Origin of the sequence: Streptomyces bottropensis ATCC 25435, from assembly GCF_000383595.1 — a bacterium.
GTDB lineage: Bacteria > Actinomycetota > Actinomycetes > Streptomycetales > Streptomycetaceae > Streptomyces > Streptomyces bottropensis.
On sequence record NZ_KB911581.1, the window covers coordinates 1,409,178 to 1,435,622 of the forward strand.

Sequence of the window (26,445 nt, forward strand, 5' to 3'; positions counted from 1 at the left end):
GGTGGTGCGTCGCGGCGGTGGGACTCAGACCGTGGTGACGACGTGGTCGAAGTCGAGCCGCGGGGAGCGCGGGTAGGACGCGCCCTCGCCGGGACGGCCGATGTTGACCACCATCAGCGGGGTGTGGTCGTCGTCCAGGAACTCCTTCTGGACCCCGGCGAAGTCGAAGCCGGTCATCGGGCCCGCGGCCAGGCCGGCGGCGCGGACGCCGATGATGAAGTAGGCGGCCTGCAGGGCGGCGTTCATGCCGGCGGCGGACTCACGGGCGGCGCGCTCGGCGAAGAAGAGGTCCTTGGCCTGCGGGAACGCCGGGAACAGGGCCGGCAGCTCCTCGTGGAACTCGTTGTCCGCGGCGAGGATCGCGACCAGGGGAGCGGTGGCGGTCTTGGCCTGGTTGCCCTCGGCCATGTGCGGCACCAGACGCTCACGGGCCTCGGCGGAGCGGACCAGGACGATGCGCAGCGGGGTCTGGTTGAACGCGGTCGGGCCGTACTTGACCAGGTCGTAGATCGCCTGCACCTGCTCCTCGGTCACCGGCTCGTCGGTGAACGTGTTCGCGGTGTGGGCCTCGCGGAACAGCAGGTCCTGGGCGGCGGGGTCAAGAACGAGGGACATGAGGCAACTTTCGTGCGAGAGGAGGTGTACGTCCTCGACCGTACGCGAAGGAAGTTCAAAGTTCAACCAAAGCCTGATCGTGGTGATCTGCTTCACAGCGCCTCGGTGTTCGGGGCCCCCTCGCGACGGGCCGCCGGAGTCACCTGCCCCGGCCCGCCGCCTCCGCGTCGCCCTCGTCGTCCTCCGCCAGTGCCGCGTCCAGCCGCGCCCGCGCCCCGTCCAGCCAGCGGCGGCAGACCTTGGCCAGCTCCTCGCCGCGCTCCCAGAGGGCGAGGGACTCCTCCAACGTCGTACCGCCCGCCTCCAGGCGACGCACGACGTCGATCAGCTCGTCCCGCGCCTGCTCGTACCCCAGGGCGCGGTCGGTCTCGGAGGCCCCGGCCGCCTCGGTCGTCCCGTCGGCCTCGCTCACGTTGCTGGTCATGCGGCCCACCTTATGCGTCCCCTCCGACAGTCCCGGGTGCGCCGACAGTCCCGGGTGCGCCGAGCGCCCCCGGGGAGTCCCCGGTCCCCGCGCCGTCGGCCCGGACGGCGAACTCGCCCTCGGCCACCCGTGCCCGCAGCGGCTCCCCGGCTTCGACCTCGTCCGGCGCGCGGACCACATGGCCGTCGGACTTCTGCAGCACCGCGTACCCCCGCTGGAGCGTCGCCGCGGGGGAGAGGGCCACCACGCGCGCGTGCGTGTGCGTCAACTCCGAGACCGCGCGGTCCAGATGGTGCCCCAGGCAGCGGCGGCCCCGGTCCAGCAGCGAGCCCACGTGGTCGGCGCGCTCGTCGATCATGCGGTGCGGATCCTCCATCGAGGGGCGCGCGAGGGCATGCGCGAGCCCCCGCTCCTCGCGCTCCACGAACGCCTCCACGCACCGGCGCGCCCGGTCGCGCAGCCACCGCACCCGCTCGTACTCCTCGCCCACGTCCGGCACGACCTTCTTGGCCGCGTCGGTCGGCGTGGACGCGCGCAGGTCCGCCACGTAGTCCAGCAGCGGGGTGTCCGGCTCGTGCCCGATCGCCGACACGACCGGCGTACGACAGGACGCGACGGCCCGGACGAGCTGTTCGTCGGAGAACGGCAGCAGGTCCTCGACGCTGCCTCCGCCGCGCGCCACGACGATGACGTCCACGTCGGCCATCGCGTCCAGCTCCTTCACCGCCTGCACGACCTGGGGCACCGCGTGCACCCCCTGCACGGCGACGTTGCGCACCTCGAAGCGGACGGCCGGCCAGCGGTGCCGGGCGTTCTCCAGCACGTCCCGCTCGGCCGCCGAGGCCCGGCCGCACACCAGCCCGATCAGCTGCGGCAGGAAGGGCAGCGCCTTCTTCCGCTCCGGCGCGAACAGCCCCTCCGCGGCCAGCGACTTCTTCAACTGTTCCAGCCGGGCCAGCAGTTCACCGACTCCGACCGGCTTTATCTCCGTGGCCCGCAGCGACAGCTGGCCGCGCGGCGCGTACCACTCCGGTTTCGCGAGGACGACGACCCGGGCGCCCTCGCTGACCACGTCGGCCACCGCGTCGAACACCTGCCGGTAGCAGGTCACGCCCACGGAGATGTCGTGCGACGGGTCCCGCAGCGTGAGGAACACGACGCCCGCGCCCGGACGCCGCGACAGCTGGGTGATCTGCCCCTCGACCCACACCGCGCCGAGCCGGTCGATCCAGCCGCCGATGAGGCGGGAGACCTCGCCGACGGGGAGGGGGGATTCGGCGGACGTGTTGAGTGCCATGCGCCGAGGGTAGCGGGGGGTACGGACAGGGCCCTGTCGCGAGTTCGGGGGTGTGGTGCGGTGGTGCGGTGCGTTTTCGGGTGCGGGTCCGTCGTGGTCGCTCGCGCAGTTCCCCGCGCCCCTGAAAGCCCAGGCCCCCGCGGGCCTGAAAGAAGTCGGGCCCTGCGTCCCTGGAAGGCCACGGCGCCGCGGGCCTGAAAAGCGCGGGGCGCAGCCCCTGCTTCTCAGGGGCGCGGGGAACTGCGCGAGAAGCCCCACCGGACCAGCACCTCAAACGAACGAACCCCCCGCCCCTCCCCCCGCTTCCCTGGCGGAGCACCCGCCGGGGAACCCCCTACGATGGAAGGCATGACCGCTTCGCCTGGCCGCCGCCGTGTCCTCCTCGCCGCCCCGCGCGGCTACTGCGCGGGTGTCGACCGCGCGGTGATCGCCGTCGAGAAGGCCCTGGAGCAGTACGGGGCCCCGATCTACGTCCGCCACGAGATCGTCCACAACAAATACGTCGTGCAGACGCTGGAGCGGAAGGGCGCCATCTTCGTCGAGCAGACGGAGGAGGTCCCCGAGGGGAACATCGTCATGTTCTCGGCGCACGGCGTCGCCCCGACCGTCCACGACGAGGCCGCCCGCGGCAAGCTCGCCACCATCGACGCGACCTGCCCGCTGGTCACCAAGGTCCACAAGGAAGCCATCCGGTACGCCCAGGACGACTTCGACATCCTCCTGATCGGGCACGAGGGGCACGAGGAGGTCATCGGCACCTCGGGCGAGGCGCCGGACCACATCCAGCTCGTCGACGGCCCCGAGGACGTCGCCAAGGTCGAGGTCCGCGACCCGTCGAAGATCGTCTGGCTCTCCCAGACCACCCTCTCCGTCGACGAGACGATGGAGACGGTCGGCGCGCTCAAGCAGAAGTTCCCGCTGCTCGTCTCGCCGCCCAGCGACGACATCTGCTACGCCACGCAGAACCGCCAGCTCGCCGTGAAGCAGATGGGCGCCGAGGCGGAACTGGTCATCGTGGTCGGCTCCCGCAACTCCTCCAACTCGGTCCGGCTCGTCGAGGTCGCCAAGCTCGCCGGCTCGCGCGAGGCCTACCTCGTGGACTTCGCGAGCGAGATCGACGAGGCCTGGCTGGAGGGCGTGGAGACCGTCGGCGTCACCTCGGGCGCCTCCGTGCCGGAGGTCCTCGTCGAGGAGGTCCTCGAATGGCTCTCCCAGCGCGGTTACGGAGATGTCGAACTGGTCAAGGCCGCCGAGGAGTCGATCACCTTCTCCCTGCCCAAGGAACTCCGCCGCGACCTGCGCGAGGAGGCCGCCTCCCTGGTCGCCGAGCGCACCGGACAGGGCGCCTGACCCTCCCCGCATCCGCCGTACGGCCCCGGAACGTGAAGGTTCCGGGGCCGTACGCGTCCCACGGCGTGAGAATCCGGGCGCCCGGCGGCGGCCGGGCACCTCGCCGGCGTGACTGTCAGTCGTACGACGTAACGTAGGGCCATGCACATCTTCGGCGTGGACATCGGTGGTTCCGGGATCAAGGGCGCACCCGTGGACCTGGACCTGGGCGACCTGGCGGACGAGCGACACAAGGTGCTGACGCCGCACCCGGCGACGCCCGACTCGGTGGCCGACGGGGTCAAGGAGGTCGTCGACCACTTCGGGTGGACCGGCCCGGTCGGCATCACCTTCCCCGGCGTGGTCACGGGCGGCGCCACGATCCGTACGGCGGCCAACGTCGACAAGAGCTGGATCGACGTCGACGCGCGCGCCCTGCTGAGCGAGCGCATCGGCGGCCTGCCGGTGACCGTGGTGAACGACGCGGACGCGGCGGGCGTCGCCGAGATGCAGTTCGGAGCCGGGCGCGACCGTCAGGGCACGGTCATCCTGCTCACCTTCGGCACGGGCATCGGCAGCGCCGTCTTCTCCGACGGCGTCCTCGTCCCCAACACGGAGCTGGGCCACCTGGAGCTGGACGGCCACGACGCCGAGACCCGCGCCTCCACCAAGGCCAAGGAAGACCACGACCTGACCTATGAGCACTGGGCCAGGCGCGTCACCAAGTACCTTGCCCACGTCGAGATGCTCTTCTCGCCCGAGCTGTTCATCATCGGCGGCGGCGTCAGCCGCAAGTCGGCGAAGTTCCTGCACCTGCTTGAGGGGATCAGGGCGGAGATCGTCCCGGCCCAGCTGCAGAACAACGCGGGCATCGTGGGCGCGGCGATGCGGGCGGCGAAGGCCGGCTAGGAGCGGGCGGCGCACCGGGGCGGGGCGCGGGCGGGAGCCCGCAACGCCCCCTAGCGCCCCCGGGGGACGGTGTCGCGCGGCTGGGCCGGGGGCCTCGGGGTACGCGGCCCGCCCGGCCGGTGGCCGTCCGGGGTCCGGGGCCGGACACGGGCCGCCCGCCCCGGAACATCCGCTTCCGGGACCCGGCGCTGCCTGCCCTGCCCCCCGACCCGCGCCCGGCCCTCCCGGACGTACCGCTCCCGCTCGGCAGCCCGGTGGGCCATCAGCCGGAGCTTGCGCACGGTCACGATGACACCGGCGACGAGCGTGCCGCCGTACAACCAGCCCGCCTGCATGGCGAGGGCGGTGACAAGAGCCATGAGATGCCCGCCGAGGCCGCCCTCCCCCTCGGCCAGCAGCGGCAGTCCGGCCGCGAAGGCGATCGGGACGACGACGGGGGCGCTCGCCAGGTCGCCGCGCCGCACCCACACCGCAGTCAACGCGCTGACCAGCAGGAACAGCACCCCGTAGACGGCCGGGGACGCGCCGAACAGCAGCCGGTCGAGGCAGGCGAGCACGAACATCGCCGCCCCGCAGAACAACCCGCAGCCCAGGTCGGTGAGGCGTGGATTCGGCATCCGGCGCACGGCCCGCGCGACGCTCCGCACGGCTCGGACCGGCGGGGGTACGGGCCCGCGCGCGACCGGAGCACGAGGCGGCACGCTCGCGCCGGGTGCCCGGCCCCCTCTGCCGGCCTGCGGGGGAAGAGGCGGTGTGCCGCGCGGCGGCCCGGTCCGAGGGGGATGCGTCCTCTGTTGCTGCTCCACTCGTCCAACTTAGGTCGGTTAATGTGCCGAATGGGTTCAGAGACACGCCGTCGAGCGGACCTTGGCCAAGCGTTCGACAGTTCGCCGGACCGAGTGTCGGCACGCCGTAAACTGGGGGATCGGCCGGTCCTCCGGCCGCTGGGGCACGATCCGCCGGACTGGCCTCAGGCCCTGCCGCTCCAGCCCCCCGGCCGCCTGGCCCTCCTACATACGGGAAGTCGCAAACGTGTCGCTCACGATCGGAATCGTCGGTCTGCCCAACGTCGGCAAGTCGACCCTGTTCAACGCCCTGACCAAGAACGACGTGCTGGCGGCCAACTACCCGTTCGCCACGATCGAGCCGAACGTCGGCGTGGTGGGCGTCCCGGACGAGCGCCTGACCAAGCTGGCCGAGATCTTCAGCTCGCAGCGCGTCCTCCCGGCGACCGTCGACTTCGTCGACATCGCGGGCATCGTGCGCGGCGCCAGCGAGGGTGAGGGCCTCGGCAACAAGTTCCTCGCGAACATCCGCGAGTCGGACGCGATCTGCCAGGTCATCCGTGCCTTCCAGGACGAGAACGTCGTGCACGTCGACGGCAAGGTCTCGCCGAAGGACGACATCGAGACGATCAACACCGAGCTGATCCTCGCCGACCTGCAGACCATCGAGAAGGTTCTGCCGCGTCTCCAGAAGGAGTCGCGCATCAAGAAGGACATCGTCCCGAAGGTCGCCGCCGTCGAGGCCGCCAAGGAGATCCTGGAGAAGGGCGACACCCTCTTCTCCCAGGGCATCGTGCAGGGCTCCGGCAACGAGGAACTCCTTCACGACCTGCACCTGCTCACCACCAAGCCGTTCCTCTACGTCTTCAACGTCGACGAGGACGAGCTGACCGACGAGGACTTCAAGAACGAGCAGCGCGCGCTGGTGGCCCCCGCCGAGGCGATCTTCCTCAACGCCAAGCTGGAGCAGGACCTCGCCGAGCTGGACGAGGCGGACGCGATGGAGCTGCTGGAGTCGGTCGGCGCCGAGGAGCCGGGCCTGGCCACCCTCGCCCGGGTCGGCTTCGACACCCTGGGCCTGCAGACCTACCTCACGGCCGGCCCCAAGGAATCCCGCGCCTGGACCATCAAGAAGGGCGCCACGGCCCCCGAGGCGGCCGGCGTGATCCACACCGACTTCCAGAAGGGCTTCATCAAGGCCGAGGTCATCTCCTTCGCCGACCTCGTCGCAACAGGCTCCGTCGCGGAGGCCCGCGCCAAGGGCAAGGCCCGCATGGAGGGCAAGGAGTACGTGATGCAGGACGGGGACGTGGTGGAGTTCCGCTTCAACGTGTAGTCGTGCTGTCGCTGTGCGTCCAGAGATTCGTCGAGCGTGCAGGTCAGAAGGGGTCGTCTCCTCCCGGGGCCGGCCCCTTCGTGGTCACCGTGCCGGAGGGGCGCTGGATGTTCTGACGCCGGATCGGCCGGCGTCTCCCTCATGACGTGGGCCGCGAACGCCCGTCGAGGCCCGGTGCGGGCGGTGGCAGGATGCGGGGAGGGCCGGAGAGGGGCGGGACGGGTGGGGCGTGGCGAGCGGGACACCATCGCGAGGGGAGCACGACTCCACGAGGCTGCGCGGTCCGTGGTCGGTGACCACGCAAGGGCGGTGGAGGCGGTACGGGCGGCACTGAAGCCGATCCACGACGAGGCGGTGAAGCGGGAGCTCGACGCCATTCCCGTCGCCCGGCTGCAGGACGTCACCGAAGGTCGGCTGCGCCTGGGGAGCGTCGAGAAGAGCGGACTGCGCACCCTGGGCAGCGTTCTCGAAGCGGGCCCCTACCGGTTGCGGCAGATTCCCGGTGTCGGGCAGCGCACCGTCGACCACATGCTCGCCGCCGCCCGTCGGCTCTCCGAGGCCGTGCACGAGACCGTGGCCGTCCACATCGACGTGGACCGGCCGGAACCGCGCACCACAGCGCTCGTCATGGCCCTGCACGTCCTGGTGGAGGCCGGCCCGGACGCACGGCGTGCGGTCGACAAGGCCACCCTCCTGACGGAACGGCTCGGTCCGTTGCTGGCCGACGCGAGGCCCGCCGCCGGCAGGGTCCGGATGCTTCTGGCCGGCCAGGAGAAGAAGGCCCGCGCGCGGGCGGCGGTCGCCGAGATCCGGTCGCTGGTGGACGAGGCGGACCGGGCGGGCCTGCCCGAGCTGCTCGCCCAGGCGTCGGTGGACCTGCTCCGGGGGCTCTCGTCCGACGTCGCGGCCTGGGTGGACTTCGAACTCCGTTCCGCCGAGTACTACAGCTTGCTCGCCGAGATCTCGGGGCGGCTGCCGGACGCGGCCGCCGCCGAGGGCTTCCTGCCGGACGAGGTCGCGGAGCGGGTACGGGCCCAGCACCTCGACGACACGCACCGGCGCGTCTCCTTGCGCGGTTACCAGGCGTTCGGCGCACGGTTCGCGCTCGCGCAGCGCAAGGTGCTGCTCGGCGACGAGATGGGCCTCGGGAAGACCATCCAGGCGATCGCGGTCCTCGCCCACCTGGCAGCCGAGGGGCAGAGCCGGTTCATGGTCGTCTGCCCCGCGAGCGTCCTCGTGAACTGGACACGGGAGATCGAGGCCCGCAGCGCCCTGCGCGTCACGGTGCTCCACGGCCCCGACCGGCACTACGCGTTCGCCGACTGGAAGGGGCGGGGCGGCGTCGGGGTGACCACGTTCGACGCGCTGCGCGGCTTTCCCGCCCCGGGCGGCGGGGAGGTCGGACTGCTCGTGGTGGACGAAGCGCACTCGGTGAAGAACCCGCAGGCCAAGCGGTCCCGAGCGGTCGCCCTGTGGGCGGAGCGCTGCGGGCGCGCGCTTTTCATGACCGGAACCCCGATGGAGAACAGGGTCGTGGAGTTCCGCAACCTGGTCCGGATGCTCGACGGCGACGTCGCGGACTCGCTCGGCGAACGTGACGCGTTGGCCGGATCGGTCGCCTTCCGCAAGGCCGTGGCCCCGGTCTACCTGCGGCGCAACCAGGAGGACGTGCTGACGGAACTTCCGAGTCTCCAGCAGACCGACGAGTGGGAGGAGTTGAGCGCGTCGGACGAGGAGGCGTACCGCGAAGCCGTGCGCGCGGGCAACTTCATGGCCATGCGCAGGGCCGCGTACACGCGTCCCGAGAAGTCGGCCAAGCTGGGCCGGCTCCGGGAGATCGTTCAGGAGGCGTGCGAGAACGGGCAGAAGACGGTGGTCTTCTCCAATTTCAAGGACGTACTGGGTGTGGTGCAGGAGGCTCTCGCGGCCGGAACCAGCGGGGCCGTTCCGGTGTTCGGTCCGCTGACCGGTGGCGTCCCGGCCGGGCGTCGCCAGGAGATCGTCGACGACTTCGCCGGTGTCCAGGGCCCCGCGGTGCTCCTGGGGCAGATCCAGGCAGCGGGTGTCGGCCTCAACATGCAGGCCGCCTCGGTGGTCGTCATCTGCGAACCCCAGATCAAGCCGACCATCGAACATCAGGCGGTGGCCCGGGCCCACCGTATGGGCCAGGTCAGACCGGTTCGCGTGCACCGTCTCCTCGCCACCGGGGGCGTGGACGAACGCCTGGTGAAGATGCTGGAGGCCAAGACGCGCCTGTTCGATGCCTACGCCCGTCGCAGCGCCGTGGCCGAAGCCACCGCGGACGCGGTCGACGTGTCGGACACCGAGCTGGCACGCCGGATCGTCGAGGAGGAACAGGCTCGTCTGGGTATGACGGACGAGAGGCTCATGCCGGCCGAGTGAGTCGGGCGCAGGTCGGTACGGTCGATACGAGGTGGGGGCGACGGGGATGTCGTCGCAGGCGTGGGCACTTCAACGTCCGAGCGGGTGGCACCACTGCGTCGCCGCTCCGGCAGTCATGCGGGTGAGAGCGGGGGCCCTGCTTTCGACGGCGGCCGGCGGATGTGCGTGAGCGGTGACCGCACGGACGTCCGGGGATGTCGATCTCCCGGCGCGGGCAGTCCTTCAGCAGGTGGTCCGCATCGGGCTGGGAGGGGAATCCCATGTGGGTGGCACTGGCGATACTCGGCGTGCTCGTGGTGTTCAACGGTGAGTTCCGGGTGCTGGCGGTCGCCGCCGGGGCACTCCTGCTGTGGGTCGGTCACAAGCGGAGCAACATGCTGCTGACGGCGATCGGCGCGGGCTTCCTGGCGCTGATGCTGTACGCGGCGTACTGACCGATGCGGATGCGGATGCGGGTGCGGATGCCTATGTCTATGCCGGGCCCCGGTTCCGGACCGGCCCGGCTCGGGCGAAGTCCCCGGCCCCTCAGCTCCCCGCCACTCCTGTCTTCACCCCCGCGCCGCACAACGGCACCACCGCCGAGCGCGCCCCCAGCGCCCCCTCCCGTACGGCCGCCCAGCAGGCCACGCCCGTGGACTCGACGTACAGGCCCCGGGAGGCCAGGTCGCGTTGCGCGTGGCGGAGTTGGTCCTCCGTGACGGTGAGGAAGGTGCCGCCGGAGTCGCGGACCGCGCGGAGGATCTGGCGGGCCCGGGGCGGGCGGGGGATGGCGATGCCCTCGGCCAGGGTGGGGGCCGTGGTGGTGTCCCCGACGAGGTCGTCGGCGCCCTCGGTCCAGGCGTGGGCCAGCGGTGCCACGGCGGCCGACTGGACGGCACAGAGGGCCGGGCGGCGGTCGATGAGGCCCGCCGCGTGCAGTTCGGCGACGGCGAGGGCCGCGCCCAGCAGCAGCGTGCCGTTGCCGACGGGGACGACGAGCACCTCGGGGAGCCTGCCGCCGAGGTCCTCCCACAGTTCGTGGACGTAGGTCTTGGTGCCGTGCAGGAAGTACGGGTTGTAGACGTGCGAGGCGTAGAAGACGCCGTCCGCGTCCGCCGCCTCCCGGGCCGCGCGGGCCGTCGCCTCGCGGCCGCCGTCGACGAGGTGGAGCTGAGCGCCGTGGGCCCCGATCTGCTCCAGCTTCTTGTCCGAGGTGCCGAGCGGGGCGTACACCGTGCAGGGCAGCGCGGCCCGGGCGCAGTACGCGGCGAGGGCCGTGCCCGCGTTGCCGCTGCTGTCGGCGATCACCTGCCTGGGCCCCAGTCGCAGCGCCAGCTCGGCGAGGAGCACCGCGCCCCGGTCCTTGAAGGAGAGCGTCGGCATGAGGAAGTCGAGCTTGGCCCGGATGCCGTCCTTCAGCTCGACGAGCGGCGTCCGGCCCTCGCCGAGGGAGACGGTGGGCGAGGCCAGGGGGAGGCATTCCGCGTAGCGCCAGAGCGAGTTCACCCGGCCGGTCAGGGATTTGAGCGGCGCCGGTGTGGGCGCGAAGTCCAGATCGAGGGGGCCCCGGCAGGCCGGGCAGCACCAGGCGAGGGAGGTAGTGGGGACGCGCGTGCCGTCCTTCGGGCAGAAGCGATCCGGCAGAGGGGTCATGGGCGAAGGGTAGTGGGGTCGGTCCGGTTGTCCGGGACGGTCGGTGACGGTGCGTCATGACGCCGCGGTGGCCGGTGGCGCGTCCGCAGCCGGTGATCCGGACGCCGGGCAGGGCACGGTGACGCGGCCCCCGCTTTCTTCCCCGGGCCGTCCTTTCTGCGTATCGCCCGCCTTCGTCGTCCGCTTACGATGCGCCAAGTCGTACGCCAGTTCCCACCCACTCGGCGCAAGGAGCAGCTGTATCCGTGGCCACACCACCGCCCCTCGGGCCCCAGCCACCTCAGGGCGGTGGCCCGTTCCCGCCCCCGGGGCAGCCGTACCCGTACCAGGCGCCGCACCAGGTCCGGGGTCAGCTCCCGGGTCAGGCGTGGGGACAGGCCTGGGGGCGGGCGTACCCGTTGCCGAGGCCCGCGCCGCCCGTCAACGGGCTCGCGATCGCCGCGCTCGTGCTCGGGGTGCTGTGCTTCCTGCCGGGCGTCGGGCTGCTCCTGGGGATCCTCGCGCTGGCGCAGATCCGGAAGAAGGGGGAGCGCGGCAAGGGCATGGCGGTGGCCGGAATCGTGCTCTCGACGGTCGGCGCGCTGCTGACGACGCTCGCGTTCACCACGGGTGGCGCGCGCGGCGCGTGGGAGGGCCTGCGTGACGCGGCGAACGGTGCGGGCGGCACCTTCTCGGTGGCCACGGGCGAGTGCTTCGACACGCCGAGCGGCTCCTTGGAGGGGTACACGGACGACGTCGACGTCGTGCCGTGCGACGGCGAGCACGACGCCGAGGTGTTCGCCGGCTTCTCGCTGCCGGACGGCCCCTACCCGGGCGACGACGCGGTGACCGAGGCCGCCGACGACCGGTGCTACGCGCGCTCGGCGTCCTACGTGATGGACCCCTGGGGTCTCCCGGCCGACGTCGACGTCTACTACTTCACGCCGACCCGGGAGAGCTGGCGGTACGGCGACCGCGAGATCACCTGCATGTTCGGCAACACGGACCCCGAGGGCGGCCTGACCGGCTCGCTGCGGCAGGACGAGACCACCCTCGACGACGACCAGCTCGCCTTCCTGAAGGCCGACGCGATCCTGGACGACGCCTTCGACGGGATGCCCGACACGGAGTACGTCGAGGACGATCTGGCCGGGCACAAGGCGTGGGCGTCGCAGGTGGCCGCGGCACTGGAACGGCAGACGAGGGCGTTGCGCACGCACGACTGGGAGCCGGGCGCCGAGCAGGCGGTCACCGACTACGCCGAGGCACTGGACGGCGCACGCGAGGAGTGGCGGGCGGCGCACGAGGCCGACGACGCCGGGGACTTCACCGACCACTGGGACAGGGCGCACCGGCTGACCGACGGCCCGAAGGCGGTCACCGCACGCGAGGCTCTGGGGCTGGCCACCGAGTCGCCGACGGGCGACGACGAGGGCACCGGCAGGGGCGGAGACGACGGCGAGACCGAAGCGGAGGTGTGACGGCACCCATAGTGGGGAGAAAGTGCCTGCGTAAAGCCCTCCGCGGACACATGTCATCACATCGAGTGATTCTCTGGCCTTTGCTTGCATGGTCGAACCCACGGTTGCCACGCTGTTGCTGTCTGTACATCCTGATGGGAGCGGCCAGTGACTTTCGGTGAGCAGCCGGCGTACTTGCGTGTCGCGGGTGATCTCCGCAGGAAGATCGTGAACGGATCGCTGCCGCCGCACACCCGCCTTCCCTCGCAGGCCCGTATCCGCCAGGAGTACGGCGTTTCGGACACGGTCGCGCTGGAGGCCCGCAAGGTGCTCATGGCCGAGGGGCTGGTGGAAGGCCGCTCCGGTTCGGGGACGTATGTGCGAGAGCGGCCGGTGCCGCGCCGGGTCGCCCGCTCCGGGTTCCGGCCCGCCGGTGGCGCCACACCCTTCCGCCAGGAGCAGGCCGACATCGCGGCGCGCGGCAGCTGGGACTCGCGCAGCGAGCAGGTCGAGGCGGGCCGGACGGTCGCTGAGCGGCTCGCGATCCAGATCGGCGACCGTGTGATGTGCACCCGGTACACCTTCCGGGACGCGGGGGAGATCATGATGCTCTCCACCTCCTGGGAGCCCCTCGCCGTCACGGGCCGCACACCCGTGATGCTTCCCGAGGAGGGCCCCCTCGGGGGTATGGGCGTCGTCGAGCGCATGGCGGCGATCGACATCGTCGTCGACAACGTCACCGAGGAGGTCGGCGCCCGCCCCGGCCTCGCCGAGGAGCTGCTCGCCCTCGGCGGCGTCCCCGGGCATGTCGTCCTGGTCGTCCAGCGCACGTACTTCGCCTCCGGCCGGCCGGTCGAGACGGCGGACGTGGTGGTCCCGGCGGACCGCTACCAGGTGGCGTATCACCTGCCGGTGAAGTGAGGTCGTGCCGCTGCGCGTTCGGAAATCAGGCTCACCGCGGGTGTAGGGGGCGGTGGCGCCGACATGGGTCAAGTGGCCTTTGCCGGAGGGAAGTTGGACCTGTCGGGGCTACGGGGGTGCATCCGAACGTAGTTCGAATTCGGTCGTTCTTGGCGCCGGGGCGCGAGGACGTCCGGTAGCTGCCCGTTTCGTGCGACGGGCGCGGGATCGCTGCTCGTCGGAGCGCTGGGGGGCGCGCGGGTGGTGATCGGCGGCGCGTGCGACGGGGTGCGCCCCCCTCGTCTTGGCTGGTTGCGTACCTCTTTGTGAAAAGACAGATTCGCTGCGTGAAGGTTAGGCGTACGCTCGGGCATATGCGGATTGCGGTTTCCTTAGGTGACGGGGCGCGGCGGCATCCGGGGGCGGGACCTGGGCGGGCCGGGGCGGGAAGGAGCGGTGGGGGTCGATGAACGACGGCACGATCACTCTTCCCTGGCTCGTGGTGCGGCAGGACGACAACGGCAATCGCTACCGGGTGGGCCGGTACGCGACGCGCGCCGAGGCGCAGCAGATCGCGGACAGCCTCGACAGTCGCGGCCACAAGCAGCTCTACTGGGTCGAACGCATCGGACAGAACGGGCACAGCAGCCAGAACGTCCAGAACGGCCAGAACGGCCACGGTGGGAGTAACTGATCCACCCCGCCCGGCGTCCGTGTCCGCTCCCGTAGGCTCCCGCGCATGACCGAACCGATCGTGGTGGTGGGAGCCGCTCTGCTGAGCGGCGGGCGCCTGCTCGCCGCACGCCGCAGCGCACCGCCTGAGCTGGCCGGACGCTGGGAACTGCCCGGCGGCAAGGTGGAGCCCGACGAGTCGCCCGAACAGGCGCTTGTACGTGAGTTGCGCGAGGAGTTGGGCGTCGAGGCGAAGTCCGCGGGGCGCGTGCCCGGCGAGTGGCCGGTGCGGCCGGGGTACGTGCTCCAGGTCTGGATCGCGCGTCTGCTGTCCGGTGAGCCGCGGCCGCTGGAGGACCACGACGAGCTGCGGTGGCTGACCGTGGACGAGGTGTGGGACGTCGACTGGCTGGACCAGGACGTGCCGGCCGTGATGGAGGCGGCGCGGGTGGCCTGGGGCGACGTCGGCTGAGCGGTCGATCGCCGGGTGTCATGGCCCGTCGGGATTCGGTGCCGGCCCCGGTGCGGGGGTGTGTCCCCTCGGCCCCCGCGGACGTCCCGCGCGAGCCACCGGGGACACCCGCGCCACCGGCCCGGTCCGGGAGTGTCGCCCGGGAGTGCCGCCACTTCGCCCCCGGGACGCCACGGCGGTGAGTATCGTGGCTGCGGGTCGAGTGCGGCCGATCGCGCGGTTCTCCGCGCCCCCTGCGGGCCCGTCCTGGGTGCGCTCCCTACGCCGTTCGTGCCACAGTGCGACCTCGTGCGCGGTACTTCGGCAGGGATATCGGGTATGTGCCCATTAACCCCATGAAACCGGACAGGGCCTGCTTCTGGACTGGGAAGTGATCGGCGTGATCGACAGCGGAGACGACTGCGCCGAGTGGACCTTTCCGGCGGAGCCGGGGGCGGTGCGGGACGCGCGTGCCGTCGTGCGACGGCAACTGCGCGAGTGGGGCCTCGATGTGCTCGGGGACATCACCGCCCTGTTGGTGAGCGAGTTGGTGACCAATGCGCTGCGGCACGCCACCGGACCCATCGGGGTGCGGCTCGTGCGTCCCTCCGGCCCCTCAGGCGCACTCCTGGTCGAGGTTTCCGATCCACTGCCCGATCCGCCCCGCGAACGCGCGGCCGATGTCGACGACGAGAGCGGCCGGGGCCTGCAGTTGGTGGCCTGTTCCTCACGGGCCTGGGGTACCCGCCCCGGCGAAGCGGGCAAGACCGTGTGGTTCGAACTCGCGGTTCCCGGCTGAGCGGGCGTGTCGGCGTACGGGACGAAGAACCCGGTGCACGGCGGGAGTCCACGGCGTACGGTTCGAGCGGGGGCGGCTCCCCGGGGCGCGCGTGCGACCGACTGGTTCAAGCCAGTAGGGCTGGCTGGAGTCTTTGATTCGAGAGGGCACCGCCTGGTTAGAAGACTTGGGACTATGTTCCGGCCGGTCCAAAAATGATCGGGACCGTGCTGTGATCGTGAACACCGTGTTGCGCGGCGCCGTAGTGCTGGATACTGCGGGCAGCCGCCCCTGGTGACCGAAGCCGGACGCGGTGAGCTGGAGGGGACGGTTCGCGTGAGCGAGATACCAGCGAAGGCCACGGAGTCCACGGGTTCCCGGAACCCGTCGGACCGCGCGAGGCCCGAGGCCGCAGAAGATTCCGGCCTGGGCGGAGCCACGCGCGACAGCGGGGCCGCACGCGGCGAAGCGGGCGACGGCCGCCCGGGTCGCGGGTCCGGGAACCGAGGGCCGCAGGGGCGGCCGTCCGGGGAGCGAACGCCCGAGGGGCGACCGTCCGACGCGCGCGCCGGTGCTGCCGACGGTTCCAGCGGTGCCGAGGGTGGCGCGAGTGTCATGGGTGGTCACGGCACCGGGGACTCGATGTGGCAGACCAGCGCGCCCGGATCCATCTACGACTACATCAAGGTCGCCTCGTTCTCGATCGGTGCCGACGGGCTCGTCGACCAGTGGAGCCTGCGCGCCGAGCAGTTGTTCGGCATTTCCGCCGAGCGGGCCGTGGGGATGGACCCCATCGAGGTGTTCATCGACCCCGACCGGCGTGAAGAGGGCCAGCGGAAAATGGCCGAGGTCCTCGACGGCCGGGAGTGGACCGGTGTGGTCCCCTTCCGTGTGCCGGGTCCCGAAGGGATGGAGGGGCTGGCCGAGGTCTATGTGATGCCCACCACCGTGGAGGGCGGTGAACGGGCCGCGGTGTGCATCGTCGTGGACGTCCGCACCCTGCGCCGGATCGAGACCGATCTTGCCGCTTCGCAGGCGATTTTCGGCCAATCCCCGTTCGGTTTCCTTCTGATAGACACCGATCTTCACGTGCGGCGCGCCAACCAGCGCTTCGCCTCCATCTACGGCGGCGAGGTCGACGACCACCGCGGCCGGGGCGTCCACGACTATCTGCAGTCCCCGGAGGCCGAGCGGGTCGAGGCCACCCTGCGCCGCGTCCTGGAGACCGGCGACTCGATCACCGACATGCACATCACGGGCTTCGTGCCCGGCTCCGAGGAACGCCGCCACTGGTCCATCAACCTCTACCGCGTGCACAGCGGCACCGGCCGCCCCATCGGCATCGCCTGGCTCGGCATCGACATCACGGCCCGTCGCTCCGCCGCCCGCGAGGCCGCCGCCGCCCGCCGCAACCTCGCCCTCCTCAACGAGGCCGGCTCACGCATCGGCAACTCCCTCGACCTGGAGACGACCGCCCGCGAACTGCTCGACGTCGTCGTCCCGGGCTTCTGTGACCTGGCCACCGTCGACCTCTACCAGGGCCTCCTGATGGGCGACGAGACCCCGCCCGGACTCGCCGACGGCAGCGCCGAACTGCGCCGCGTCGCCTTCGCCAGCGCCGTCTCCGACGCGCCCTTCGTCGGCGGACCGGCCCCCGTGCGGGTCGGCGCGGTCCACCACTACCCGTTCAACTCTCCTTGCGCGGACGCCCTGCGCACCGCCCGCCCCCAGGAGGTGCCGGAGGAGGGCAACCTCATCCAGTCGACGCTCGCCGTGCCGATGGTCGCGCACGACACCGTCGTCGGACTCGTGCAGTTCTCCCGCACGAAGGGCAGCGAGCCGTTCGGCGAACGCGACGGGGGCCTGGCCGTCGAGCTGGCCGCCCGCGCCGCCGTCTGTATCGACAACGCGCGCCTCTACCGCCGCGAGCACGAGCGCGCCCTCATCCTGCAGCGCTCCCTGCTGCCGCCGGGCGACCCCGAGGCCTCCGGGCTCGACATCGCCTGCCGCTATCTGCCGGGCAACGCGGCCACCGAGGTCGGCGGCGACTGGTTCGACGTCATCGAACTCCCCGGCCACCGCACGGCACTCGTCGTCGGCGACGTGATGGGCCGCGGACTGCGGGCGGCGGTGGCGATGGGCGAACTGCGCACGGCTGTGCGCACGTTGGCCCTGCTGGACCTCGAACCCGCCGAGGTCCTCTCGGCACTCGACGAGATCGCCCGCGGCCTCGGCACCCCCGGCGGCGGCCAGTCGGCCTCCCGCACCTCAGCCAGCCGCCCCCGCGACAAGGATCTCTCCGAGGTCTACCTCGCCACCTGCGTCTACGCCGTCTACGACTCGGTGACCCGCCGCTGCACCTTCGCCAACGCGGGCCATCTGCCGCCGGTACTGGTCGAGCCCGGCGAGAGCGCGCTGATGCTCGACGTGCCGCCCGGCATGCCGCTCGGCGTCGGCGGCGAGCCCTTCGAGGAGGTGGAGGTCGAACTACCCGAAGGCGCACTGTTGGCGCTCTACACGGATGGACTGGTCGAATCCCGCGACCATCCCCTCGACGAGGGCCTCCAGGCGTTCGTCGGCGCGCTCACGGACCCCGCACAGCCGCCGACCGCGCCGCGCGGCGACGCACCCCGGTCGCTGGAGGACGTCTGCGACCACGTCCTCAACACCCTCGACACCCACCACGGCGAGGACGACATCGCGCTGCTGATGGCCCGTGTCCAGGGGCTGCCGGAGGACTCCGTCGGCGACTGGACCCTGCCGCGTGAGCCGCGCAGTGTGGGCCGCGCCCGCGAGCACGCCCGCGGCCGGTTGCAGGCCTGGGACCTGGAACCCCTCATCGACACCGCGGAACTGCTGGTCAGCGAGCTGGTCACCAACGCGCTGCGGTACGGCGAGGGCGAGATACGGCTGCGACTCCTGCTCGACAGAACGCTTGTCTGCGAGGTGTGGGACGCGGGTCTCGTGCAGCCCCGCCGGCGCCGGGCGCGTGACACGGACGAGGGCGGGCGAGGGCTCCAGCTCGTCGGCCTGCTGTCCGCCGCGTGGGGGTCCCGCCGGACGCCTCGCGGCAAGACCGTGTGGTTCGAACTGCCGCTGCCGGGCGGGGAGCACGGGCTGACGGATCCGGCCGAGGCGTTGCTGAGCCTGTTCTAGGGCGGAGTGCCGGGGGCCGGGACTCGCCCTGTCAGAACTGGCCGCCCGCCGTTCTGCGGGCGCGGGTCGCCGTTCCGCCGTAGCAGGCGGGGCCCCGCAGGTCGGCCCGGCCGTCGCCACCGGGGGGCTCGCCGAGGACGATGCCGCCCAGCAGGGCACCGGCCAGGCCGTCGCCGACGGGGCCGCCGTACGGATTGCCGTACGCCCGGACGTCCTGCTCGGCGAGGTGCCGGGCCTCCTGGGCCAGGGCGTGGGCCCGCCGGGTGTCCGCCGCCTTTTCCACGTTCTCGTCCTGCCCGGCGGAGTCCGTCGGCATCGCCTGCGTCAGATGCCGTTCCGCCTCCCACAGCCGGGTCCTGGCAGGCGCGCCCACCGCTCCCCGGTGCGTGGTGACGAAGTCCGCCGCGGTGGCGACCGCGCTGTGGGCCGGGAGGAACCAGCGGTCCTGACGGCGCAGGACGTCGAAGGGGTCGTCGTGCGTGCCGGTGGAACGGGCAGCCTGCCCGGCGGTCACCGTGGCGTGCGCCAGCTCGGCGGCGAGCCGTTCCACCCCGGTCACGAACAGGTCCGCCTGGTCGATGGCGCCCTCGGCGGCCCGCAGGTGCGCGGCCGCGGTGTGCAGGTCGCCCGGATAGGCGGCCTGGCGGGCCCGGTTCAGCTCGGTGGTGGCGAAGACAAGGCGGTCCTTGGCCTGTTCGACATGGCCGGCGACGGGGAGCGAGACGGCCGGGGCGTAGTCCTCGCGCAGGGTGGTGAGGGTGGCGGCCGCTGTCGCCGTACGGCCGGCCAGCTCGCGGAAGCGGGTCTCCGCGCACTCCAGGGCGGGGGTGATGTCCCGCTCCAGGGCTCGGAGTTGGTCGAAGGCGGGCGTCGCCGTGTCGAGTCGCCGCTGTGCGGTCGTGCACCGGGTGAGGATCTCTTCCAGCAGCGCGCGTTCCTCGTCGGGCGACAGGGCGCCGCGCTCCTCGTCCAGCCGCAGATCCGCCCGGCAGGCCCCCGCCAGCTCCCGCCGCGCGTCCGCCAACGCCTCCACGAACGGCTGTACCGCGTCCCGGCCCGCAGGGGTCTCGGCGAAGGGCATGGCCGGGTCGAGGGGGATCGCGGCCTCCGAGCGGGGCTCGGCCGAGTCGACTGTGGGGGGTCCGGCGTCCGCGTCGGTGGGGCCGGTCGGTTGCGCCGCGTGGGGTGTGGGTGGGGCGGCGGCGGGATCGGGCGGGGTGGGGTCGGGCGGGCCTTGTTCCTCGGGTGGGGCGGCGTCGGAGACCGCCGGAGTTTCTCCGTGCGGCTGCGGCTGCGGCTCGGCTTCCGGCTGCGGATCGGGCTCGGCGTCTTCGGCGGGGCCGGCCGGGGCTTTCGCGGAGGGCTCGGTGTCGTCGTGGTCCGTGGGCCGGTCCGGGGGCGGCCCGGCGGCAACGTGGCCCGGGCGGGCCGCCGCGAAGCGGAGTTCCTCGGCGCTGGTACGGACACTGTCGTCGGTCTCGACGAGCAGCCGCTGGGCCCGGAGATGGAGGTCGGACAGGGGGCTGGTCGGCGGTGCGTAGGTGCCGGTCGGCGTCGTGCGCAGCCGGGCGCGGCGTCGGCGTCGTACGAGCGAGTACGCGGCCACGGCGACGGCCGCGCCCGCGGCGGCCACCGGCAGGATCAGATCCGCCCCGGACGCCTCGTCACCGACCGGCGCCGCCGCACCGACGCCGGGCGCCACCGGCCGTGCGCCGGTGGCCGGGGGCGCGAGTGGCACGGCGGCGGGGCCACCGGGTGCGGTGCCGGCACCTGCTTCCAAGGGCCACCCGCCGATGGCCGGGAACGTGGACCATGCGGGATCGACCGGATGTGCGGGGCGGCTTCTCGTACGGTCTGTCACCCCGGGGGAGCCGTCGCTGTCCGCAGTGCCGGGTCGTCGGTCGGCGGCGGGGCCGACGGTTGTCGTGCCCGTGCCCGTGCCCGTGCCCGTGCCTGTGCCCGTGTCCTGCGTCCGGGACGGCTTGTCGTCGTGGGGTGGGGCGGATTGTCTCTCGGCAGCCGGTCCGACGGCCGTCCTTCCCGCGTCCGGCGGCGCCTCGGTCGGCTCGCCGCCGTCCGCGGGCACCACCCGGGGCGAACCCGGGGCCGTGTCGCCCGCGTGGCGTGTGTCGGCGGGGCGGTCCGTGGATCGCCCTTCGGCCGGTTGCGTGGTCGTGGGGAGCAGGAGCCAGGCCAAGGCTGCGAGCACCCCGAAGGCGGTGTGGGCCAGGCGCACGGCTATGTGCGACGTGGCGCCCCGCGCTCGGCTCCTTCTCAGACGCGACGTCACATTTGGGAGCGTATGGCCGGACTCGCGCGGTCGCGAGCGGGGGACGGCGGAGTGGGGAGGACGAGGGTCGGCACCGACGGCGAAGGCCAGGCAGAACCGCTTCCCCCGCGAGGGTGGTCCTGATCGTCGCCTGCTCGGTGCTGTCGTACCCCGCGAGCCGCCCCGGCCGCGTCGCCACCCGGTGACGCGCGGGCGGTGACGCGCGGCGACCGCGATGCCCGGATGACGACCCGCACCACCCCCGAGGGCCGGCCCTCACCCCGCCGAGGACCGCCTCCTGATCTTCGACCCCAGCCACACCAGCGGGTCGTACTTGCGGTCCACGGCACGCTCCTTCAACGGGATCAGCGCGTTGTCCGTGATCTTGATGCCTTCGGGGCAGACCTCGGTGCAGCACTTGGTGATGTTGCAGTAGCCGAGACCGTGTTCGTCCTGGGCCGTCTTCTTGCGGTCCAGGCCGGTGTCCTCCGCCGCGTCCAGCGGGTGCATGTCCAGCTCCGCGACGCGCATGAGGAAGCGCGGGCCCGCGAAGGCCGGCTTGTTCTCCTCGTGGTCGCGGACGACGTGGCAGGTGTCCTGGCACAGGAAGCACTCGATGCACTTGCGGAACTCCTGCGGACGGTCCACGTCCTCCTGCATCATGCGGTACTCGCCGGGACCGAGCTTCTCCGGCGGCACGAAGGCCGGGACCTCGCGCGCCTTGGTGTAGTTGAACCCCACGTCCGTGACCAGGTCACGCACGACGGGGAAGGCCCGCAGCGGCGTGACGGTGATCGTCTCGTCCCGCTCGAACACCGACATCCGGGTCATGCACATCAGCCGGGGACGGCCGTTGATCTCGGCGGAACACGAACCGCACTTGCCCGCCTTGCAGTTCCAGCGGACGGCGAGGTCGGGTGTCCGGGTCGCCTGGAGCCGGTGGATGATGTCGAGCACCACCTCGCCCTCGTTCACCTCGACCTCGAAGTCCTCCAGGGCGCCGCCTCGCACATCGCCCCGCCACACCCTGAAGCGCGCCTCGTAGCCGCTCATGACCGCGCCTCCTCGTGGCTGTCGTAGCCGCTCACTCGTACAGCTCCTCTTCGGCGAGGTACTTGACCAGCTCCTCCTTGTCGAACAGGGCGAGCAGGTCGGGACGGATGGCTTCGGTGGTCTCCCGGGTGAGGGCGATCTGGCCGACGACGGGGTCCCAGGTCTCCGGCCCGCCCGTCGGATCGGAGAGCCGGCACAACAGGTTGATCCGGCGCCAGTCGCGGTCCATCGTCGGATGGTCCTCGCGGGTGTGGCCGCCACGCGACTCGGTGCGCTCCAGCGCGGCCCGGGCCACACACTCGCTGACCAGCAGCATGTTCCGCAGGTCGAGGGCGAGGTGCCAGCCCGGATTGAACTGCCGGTGCCCCTCCACACCCGCCCGCCGCGCCCGCACCCGCAGGTCGGATAGCTTCTCCAGCGCCTGCTCCATCTCGCCCTCGCGGCGGATGATGCCGACCAGGTCGTTCATGGCCTGCTGCAGTTCCTGGTGGAGGGTGTACGGGTTCTCCGGTGGCCGGCCGGCCTCCAGACCCGGCTCCGGACCCTCGGCGGAGAACGGCCGCAGCGCCTCAGCGGCGGCCGTGTCCACCTCGATGTCGTCCACCGGGGGCCGGGCCCCGCTCAGGCCCGCCGTGTACGCGGCCGCGTGCTGCCCCGCCCGGCGGCCGAACACGAGGAGGTCGGACAGGGAGTTGCCGCCCAGCCGGTTGGAGCCGTGCATCCCGCCGGCCACCTCACCGGCCGCGAACAGGCCCGGCACCCCGCGCGCCGCCGCCGTGTCCGACTCGACCGCGATCCCGCCCATCACGTAGTGGCAGGTGGGCCCGACCTCCATCGCCTCCGCCGTGATGTCGACGTCCGCCAGCTCCTTGAACTGGTGATACATCGACGGCAGCCGGCGCCGGATGGTCTCCGCGGGCATCCGCGTGGACACGTCCAGGAAGACCCCGCCGTGCGGCGAGCCCCGGCCCGCCTTCACCTCGGAGTTGATGGCCCGCGCCACCTCGTCGCGCGGCAGCAGTTCGGGCGGGCGGCGGTTGTGGTCCGGGTCCTCGTACCAGCGGTCGCCCTCCTCCTCGGACTCCGCGTACTTCTCCTTGAAGACGTCCGGGACGTAGTCGAACATGAACCGCTCGCCCTCGGAGTTGCGCAGGACGCCGCCGTCCCCGCGCACCGACTCCGTGACGAGGATGCCCTTGACCGAGGGCGGCCAGACCATGCCCGTCGGATGGAACTGCACGAACTCCATGTTCAGCAGCGGCGCCCCCGCGAGCAGTGCCAGTGCGTGGCCGTCGCCCGTGTACTCCCACGAGTTCGACGTCACCTTGAACGACTTGCCGATCCCGCCGGTGGCGATGACCACGGCCGGAGCTTCGAGGACGAAGAAGCGCCCGGATTCGCGCTCGTAACCGAAGACGCCGCAGACGCGGCCGCCGTCCTTCAGCACCCGGGTGACCGTGCACTCCTGGAAGACCTTCAGCCGGGACTCGTAGTCGCCGGTCTCCTTGTGGTCCTCCTGCTGGAGCGCGACGATCTTCTGCTGGAGCGTGCGGATCAGCTCCAGGCCCGTACGGTCGCCGACGTGTGCCAGGCGCGGGTACTCGTGGCCGCCGAAGTTGCGCTGCGAGATCCGGCCGTCCTTCGTACGGTCGAAGAGGGCGCCCCAGGTCTCCAGCTCCCACACCCGGTCGGGGGCCTCGCGCGCGTGCAGCTCGGCCATCCGCCACTGGTTGAGGAACTTGCCGCCGCGCATGGTGTCGCGGAAGTGGACCTGCCAGTTGTCGCCGGAGTTGACGTTGCCCATGGCGGCCGCGATGCCGCCCTCCGCCATCACCGTGTGCGCCTTGCCGAACAGGGACTTGCAGATCACGGCCGTACGGGCGCCCCGCTCACGGGCCTCGATCGCGGCGCGGAGCCCGGCGCCGCCGGCGCCGATCACGACGACGTCCCACTCCTGTCGTTCGACCACGGACATCAGAAGCACCTTTTGTCTGTTAGAAGAGGGCCGGATCGTCGAAGACGCCGGACGCGACCAGGTACACGTAGAAGTCGGCGAGCGCCACGCTCACCAACGACGCCCAGGCCAGCTGCATGTGGCGGGCGTTGAGCTTCCCGACCCAACTCCACATCCGGTAGCGCACGGGATGCTTGGAGAAGTGCTTGAGTTTGCCGCCCACGATGTGCCGGCACGAGTGGCAGGAGAGGGTGTACGCCCAGATCAGCACGATGTTCACGAGGAACACGAGGGTGCCGAGGCCCATGTGGCCCCATGCGTAGTTCTCGTCGCGGAAGGCCAGGACCGTGTCGTAGGTGAGGATGCAGGCGACGAGCAGGGCCGCGTAGAAGAAGTACCGGTGCAGGTTCTGCAGGATCAGCGGGAACCGGGTCTCGCCGGAGTACTTCTGGTGCGGCTCGGCGACCGCGCAGGCGGGCGGGGAGGCCCAGAAGCCGCGGTAGTAGGCCTTGCGGTAGTAGTAGCAGGTCAGGCGGAAGCCGAGTGGGAAGATCAGGATGATGATCGCCGGTGAGATGCCCCACCAGCCGCCGAAGATCTCCCAGTTGGGGCCCCCGCGCATGGGCTCGCAGCGTTCCGCCAGACAGGGCGAGTAGAACGGCGAGACGTACGGGGCCGCGTAGTAGTGCGCGTCGGCGAAGGCCCGCCACGTCGAGTACACGATGAAGGCCAGCAGGCCGGCGGCTGTCGCGGCGGGGGCCAGCCACCAGCGGTCGGTGCGCAGGTGCGGGGCGGAGATCGCGGCGCGCGTACGGGTCCGTACGCCGCCGCGCCGGGGATGGGGTTCTGTTGCCGGTGGTTCCGTACCAGTGGCCAACGGGGGACTCCCGGTCGGGTTCTTGGCGTGTCGGGGACGAGGGCTGGGGCTGGGCTTTCGGGGTCGCGGGGGTGGTCGGTTACGGCGGTCAGGGGGCGCGGCGGTCGCGGGCGCCGAGGCCCTCGTCGTCCGAGTCCGTCCACAGTGAGCTGTCGTACGGGGTGTCGGGGATCGGGACCAGGTCCGGGCGGCGTGGCTTCGCCAGGGCGGGCGCGGCCTCGCCGAGCAGGGCGACGCTTTCGCGCAGGTGGTCGGCGTCGGTTCGGACGCGGCGTATCTCCAGGCCGCTGCCGCCGAGTTGTTGCTCCAGGCGGCGTACGGAACGGGTCAGTTCGTCCAGGCAGCGCCGGACTGCCGTCAAGTCGTCGTGCACGGACATGACTTGCCCTCGCTTTCAGGGGGTTGGTGACCCCAAGGCGGCAATGTTCATGCGCCTGCGAGTGTCGCGCGTCACACGTGTCGGTGGGAAGTCGTGTGCGGTGTTCTTTTGCGCCGGGGGAGGGGTGGGGGGTGCGGGTGCGTTGCCGGGTGCGGTCCGCTGGGGCCTCTCGCGCAGTTCCCCGCGCGAGACGTCCCACCGGACGGGGCACCCGCCGAACAACAGAACCCACCGGGTCCCGAGGCGCCCCATCCGACTTCATGGCGCCCAAACGGGTGGGTTCCGCAGCCCCCTCGTCGTGTCGCCGTCCCCACGAGAACCCCGTCCTCTTCAGTGGGCCGCATCCGTCTGATCAGCTCCATATACCGCCGAACGTGATCAGAGCCACCCCCGTCCCCGTTCTCCCACCGCGGAGCGAGGAGGTCGCAGTGATGCCGATTCCCCACGACCGCGTTCGACCGCGCGCCCGGCGCCGCACCCTGGCGTTCCTGGCCGCAGGCGTGCTCACCGTGCCCGGCCTGAGCGGCTGCAGCGAGGAGGATCCGGCGGGCAGACCCCTGGCCGGACAGGACATCGCGCCCGCCGCACGCGACCGCGTCGCCGACGGCGGCACCCTGCGCTGGGCCGTGGACGCCGTACCGGAGACGCTGAACACCTTCCAGTCGGACGCCGACCCGACCACGGCACGCATCGCCGGTGCCGTCCTGCCGTCGATGTACCGCCTCGACGCCGGCGGACGCCCCCAGCTCAACGCCGACTTCCTGGAGTCCGCGAAGGTCGTCGAACGCGAGCCCCGGCAGGTCGTCCTCTACAAGCTCAACCAGCAGGCGGTGTGGAGCGACGGCCGCGAGATCGGCGCCGCCGACTTCGCCGCGCAGTGGCGGGCCCTGTCCGGCAAGGACGCCGCGTACTGGACCGCCAGGAACTCCGGCTACGAACGCATCGAGAAGATCGAACGCGGTGACAACGACCTGGAGGTCCGGGTCACCTTCGCCCGCCCGTACGCCGACTGGAAGTCACTGTTCTCGCCGCTGTACCCGAAGCAGGTGATGGGCACCCCCGACTCCTTCAACGACGGCGCCCGCAAGAAGCTCAAGATCACCGCCGGGCCGTTCGCGCTGAAGGAGGTCGACCGCAAGGCCGGCGAGGTCACGCTGGCCCGCAACCCCCGCTGGTGGGGACGGACCGCCAAGCTCTCCGAGCTGGTCCTGCGCGCCGTACCGCGCGCCGAGCGGGCCGAGGCGCTGGCCGAGGACAAGATCGACATCGCCGAGATCGACTCCGTGCAGGCCGAGCGGATCATGCTCGCCTCCCGTGACAAGAAGGCGCAGGGCGCCGGCCCGCCGCTCTCGCAGAGCGGCCCGCCCGGCCGGGAGGGCGGCGCGCACGGCCCCGAGTCCGCCTTGACCCCCGCGAAGTCGCTGCGGTCCTGGGCCCTCGCGCACGGCTCGGACGAGAAGGCCGCCGACGGCGAGGCCCGCGCCCGTGAGAGGCGGCGCGCGGCGCTCGCCGAGTACCTCTCGCAGCAGTCCGCCCTGCGCGGCTTCGCCGTCCGCCGGTCCCTGGAACCCGCCTTCACCCAGCTCGCGCTGAACGGCTCCGACGGTCCCCTCGCCGACGAGCGCGTCCGCCGCGCCGTGGCCCGCGCGATCGACCGCGAGAAGCTCGCCGCCCTCGTCCTCGAACCCCTCGGACTGCCCGCCGAGCCCGTCGGCAGCCACCTCGCCCTCGCCGGTCAGGCCGCCTACGCGGACAACAGCGGCGCCCTCGGCGGCCAGGACGCCGAC

Annotated in this window: 21 protein-coding genes and 1 pseudogene; 12 read left to right on the plus strand and 10 right to left on the minus strand. The window is 72.0% G+C overall.

The genetic code is table 11. The features are described from left to right. Positions 1–24 precede the first annotated feature (24 nt). The 3 genes from STRBO_RS0106385 to xseA all read right to left on the minus strand — a co-directional run bounded on the left by STRBO_RS0106385 (position 25) and on the right by xseA (position 2,336). The gene (locus tag STRBO_RS0106385) at positions 25–615 is read right to left on the minus strand and encodes a malonic semialdehyde reductase (protein ID WP_020113944.1); all 591 of its coding nucleotides are present in this window, start codon (positions 613–615) and stop codon (positions 25–27) included. 139 nt (positions 616–754) lie between these two features. Next, a complete protein-coding gene (locus tag STRBO_RS0106390) occupies positions 755–1,039 on the minus strand; it encodes an exodeoxyribonuclease VII small subunit (RefSeq protein WP_020113945.1) in 285 nt (94 codons plus the stop codon). A gap of 10 nt (positions 1,040–1,049) precedes the next feature. After that, on the minus strand, positions 1,050–2,336 hold the full coding sequence (gene xseA, locus STRBO_RS0106395; RefSeq protein ID WP_005480697.1) for an exodeoxyribonuclease VII large subunit: 1,287 nt from the start codon (positions 2,334–2,336) through the stop codon (positions 1,050–1,052). A gap of 339 nt (positions 2,337–2,675) precedes the next feature. Between xseA and STRBO_RS0106400 the strand changes: the two genes are divergently transcribed. Together STRBO_RS0106400 and ppgK are read left to right on the plus strand one after the other, a co-directional pair. After that, a complete protein-coding gene (locus STRBO_RS0106400; RefSeq protein WP_005480693.1) occupies positions 2,676–3,686 on the plus strand; it encodes a 4-hydroxy-3-methylbut-2-enyl diphosphate reductase in 1,011 nt (336 codons plus the stop codon). A gap of 141 nt (positions 3,687–3,827) precedes the next feature. Next, on the plus strand, positions 3,828–4,574 hold the full coding sequence (ppgK, locus tag STRBO_RS0106405) for a polyphosphate--glucose phosphotransferase (RefSeq protein WP_005480691.1): 747 nt from the start codon (positions 3,828–3,830) through the stop codon (positions 4,572–4,574). A gap of 50 nt (positions 4,575–4,624) precedes the next feature. Here the strand turns inward: ppgK and STRBO_RS39930 are convergent, their stop codons facing one another. Then, positions 4,625–5,191, minus strand: coding sequence for a DUF6542 domain-containing protein (locus STRBO_RS39930; RefSeq protein WP_020113947.1), 567 nt, complete (start codon positions 5,189–5,191; stop codon positions 4,625–4,627). 415 nt (positions 5,192–5,606) lie between these two features. Between STRBO_RS39930 and ychF the strand changes: the two genes are divergently transcribed. The 3 genes from ychF to STRBO_RS43670 all read left to right on the plus strand — a co-directional run bounded on the left by ychF (position 5,607) and on the right by STRBO_RS43670 (position 9,532). Next, positions 5,607–6,695, plus strand: coding sequence for a redox-regulated ATPase YchF (gene ychF, locus STRBO_RS0106415; protein WP_005480688.1), 1,089 nt, complete (start codon positions 5,607–5,609; stop codon positions 6,693–6,695). A gap of 222 nt (positions 6,696–6,917) precedes the next feature. Continuing rightward, complete coding sequence (locus tag STRBO_RS0106420; RefSeq protein ID WP_209442936.1) at positions 6,918–9,098, plus strand: DEAD/DEAH box helicase; 2,181 nt, start codon at positions 6,918–6,920, stop codon at positions 9,096–9,098. Positions 9,099–9,364: 266 nt separating this feature from the next. Beyond that, a complete protein-coding gene (locus tag STRBO_RS43670) occupies positions 9,365–9,532 on the plus strand; it encodes a hypothetical protein (RefSeq protein ID WP_209442986.1) in 168 nt (55 codons plus the stop codon). Positions 9,533–9,623: 91 nt separating this feature from the next. On the opposite strand, the gene STRBO_RS0106430 is transcribed toward STRBO_RS43670, so the two are convergent. Then, on the minus strand, positions 9,624–10,730 hold the full coding sequence (locus STRBO_RS0106430; protein WP_005480678.1) for a pyridoxal-phosphate dependent enzyme: 1,107 nt from the start codon (positions 10,728–10,730) through the stop codon (positions 9,624–9,626). Between the two features lie 245 nt (positions 10,731–10,975). Between STRBO_RS0106430 and STRBO_RS0106435 the strand changes: the two genes are divergently transcribed. From STRBO_RS0106435 to STRBO_RS0106460, 6 genes are all read left to right on the plus strand, one after another. Further along, complete coding sequence (locus STRBO_RS0106435) at positions 10,976–12,190, plus strand: DUF4190 domain-containing protein (protein ID WP_028796505.1); 1,215 nt, start codon at positions 10,976–10,978, stop codon at positions 12,188–12,190. A 147-nt stretch (positions 12,191–12,337) separates the two neighbouring features. Next, positions 12,338–13,090, plus strand: coding sequence for a GntR family transcriptional regulator (locus STRBO_RS0106440; RefSeq protein ID WP_005480674.1), 753 nt, complete (start codon positions 12,338–12,340; stop codon positions 13,088–13,090). A 445-nt stretch (positions 13,091–13,535) separates the two neighbouring features. Beyond that, on the plus strand, positions 13,536–13,763 hold the full coding sequence (locus STRBO_RS0106445; protein WP_005480673.1) for an SPOR domain-containing protein: 228 nt from the start codon (positions 13,536–13,538) through the stop codon (positions 13,761–13,763). A gap of 45 nt (positions 13,764–13,808) precedes the next feature. Continuing rightward, positions 13,809–14,213, plus strand: a complete 405-nt coding sequence (locus STRBO_RS0106450; protein WP_005480670.1) for a (deoxy)nucleoside triphosphate pyrophosphohydrolase — start codon at positions 13,809–13,811, stop codon at positions 14,211–14,213. 370 nt (positions 14,214–14,583) lie between these two features. Then, positions 14,584–14,991: an ATP-binding protein gene (locus STRBO_RS0106455; RefSeq protein WP_005480669.1), complete on the plus strand. Its 408-nt coding sequence runs from the start codon at positions 14,584–14,586 to the stop codon at positions 14,989–14,991. Positions 14,992–15,264: 273 nt separating this feature from the next. Continuing rightward, positions 15,265–18,126, plus strand: a complete 2,862-nt coding sequence (locus tag STRBO_RS0106460; protein WP_381324161.1) for a SpoIIE family protein phosphatase — start codon at positions 15,265–15,267, stop codon at positions 18,124–18,126. 31 nt (positions 18,127–18,157) lie between these two features. Here the strand turns inward: STRBO_RS0106460 and STRBO_RS0106465 are convergent, their stop codons facing one another. From STRBO_RS0106465 to STRBO_RS0106485, 5 genes are all read right to left on the minus strand, one after another. After that, positions 18,158–19,864, minus strand: coding sequence for a hypothetical protein (locus STRBO_RS0106465; protein ID WP_245170579.1), 1,707 nt, complete (start codon positions 19,862–19,864; stop codon positions 18,158–18,160). A gap of 807 nt (positions 19,865–20,671) precedes the next feature. Further along, positions 20,672–21,448, minus strand: coding sequence for a succinate dehydrogenase/fumarate reductase iron-sulfur subunit (locus tag STRBO_RS0106470; RefSeq protein ID WP_005480663.1), 777 nt, complete (start codon positions 21,446–21,448; stop codon positions 20,672–20,674). A 31-nt stretch (positions 21,449–21,479) separates the two neighbouring features. Then, positions 21,480–23,423, minus strand: coding sequence for a fumarate reductase/succinate dehydrogenase flavoprotein subunit (locus STRBO_RS0106475; RefSeq protein ID WP_020113951.1), 1,944 nt, complete (start codon positions 23,421–23,423; stop codon positions 21,480–21,482). 19 nt (positions 23,424–23,442) lie between these two features. Continuing rightward, complete coding sequence (locus STRBO_RS0106480; protein ID WP_005480661.1) at positions 23,443–24,279, minus strand: hypothetical protein; 837 nt, start codon at positions 24,277–24,279, stop codon at positions 23,443–23,445. A gap of 88 nt (positions 24,280–24,367) precedes the next feature. Beyond that, the gene (locus STRBO_RS0106485; RefSeq protein ID WP_005480660.1) at positions 24,368–24,658 is read right to left on the minus strand and encodes a hypothetical protein; all 291 of its coding nucleotides are present in this window, start codon (positions 24,656–24,658) and stop codon (positions 24,368–24,370) included. 713 nt (positions 24,659–25,371) lie between these two features. Here STRBO_RS0106485 and STRBO_RS45865 point away from each other — a divergent pair. Further along, positions 25,372–26,433 (plus strand): annotated as a pseudogene (locus STRBO_RS45865) (ABC transporter substrate-binding protein); the annotation flags it as partial. Positions 26,434–26,445: the final 12 nt, after the last annotated feature.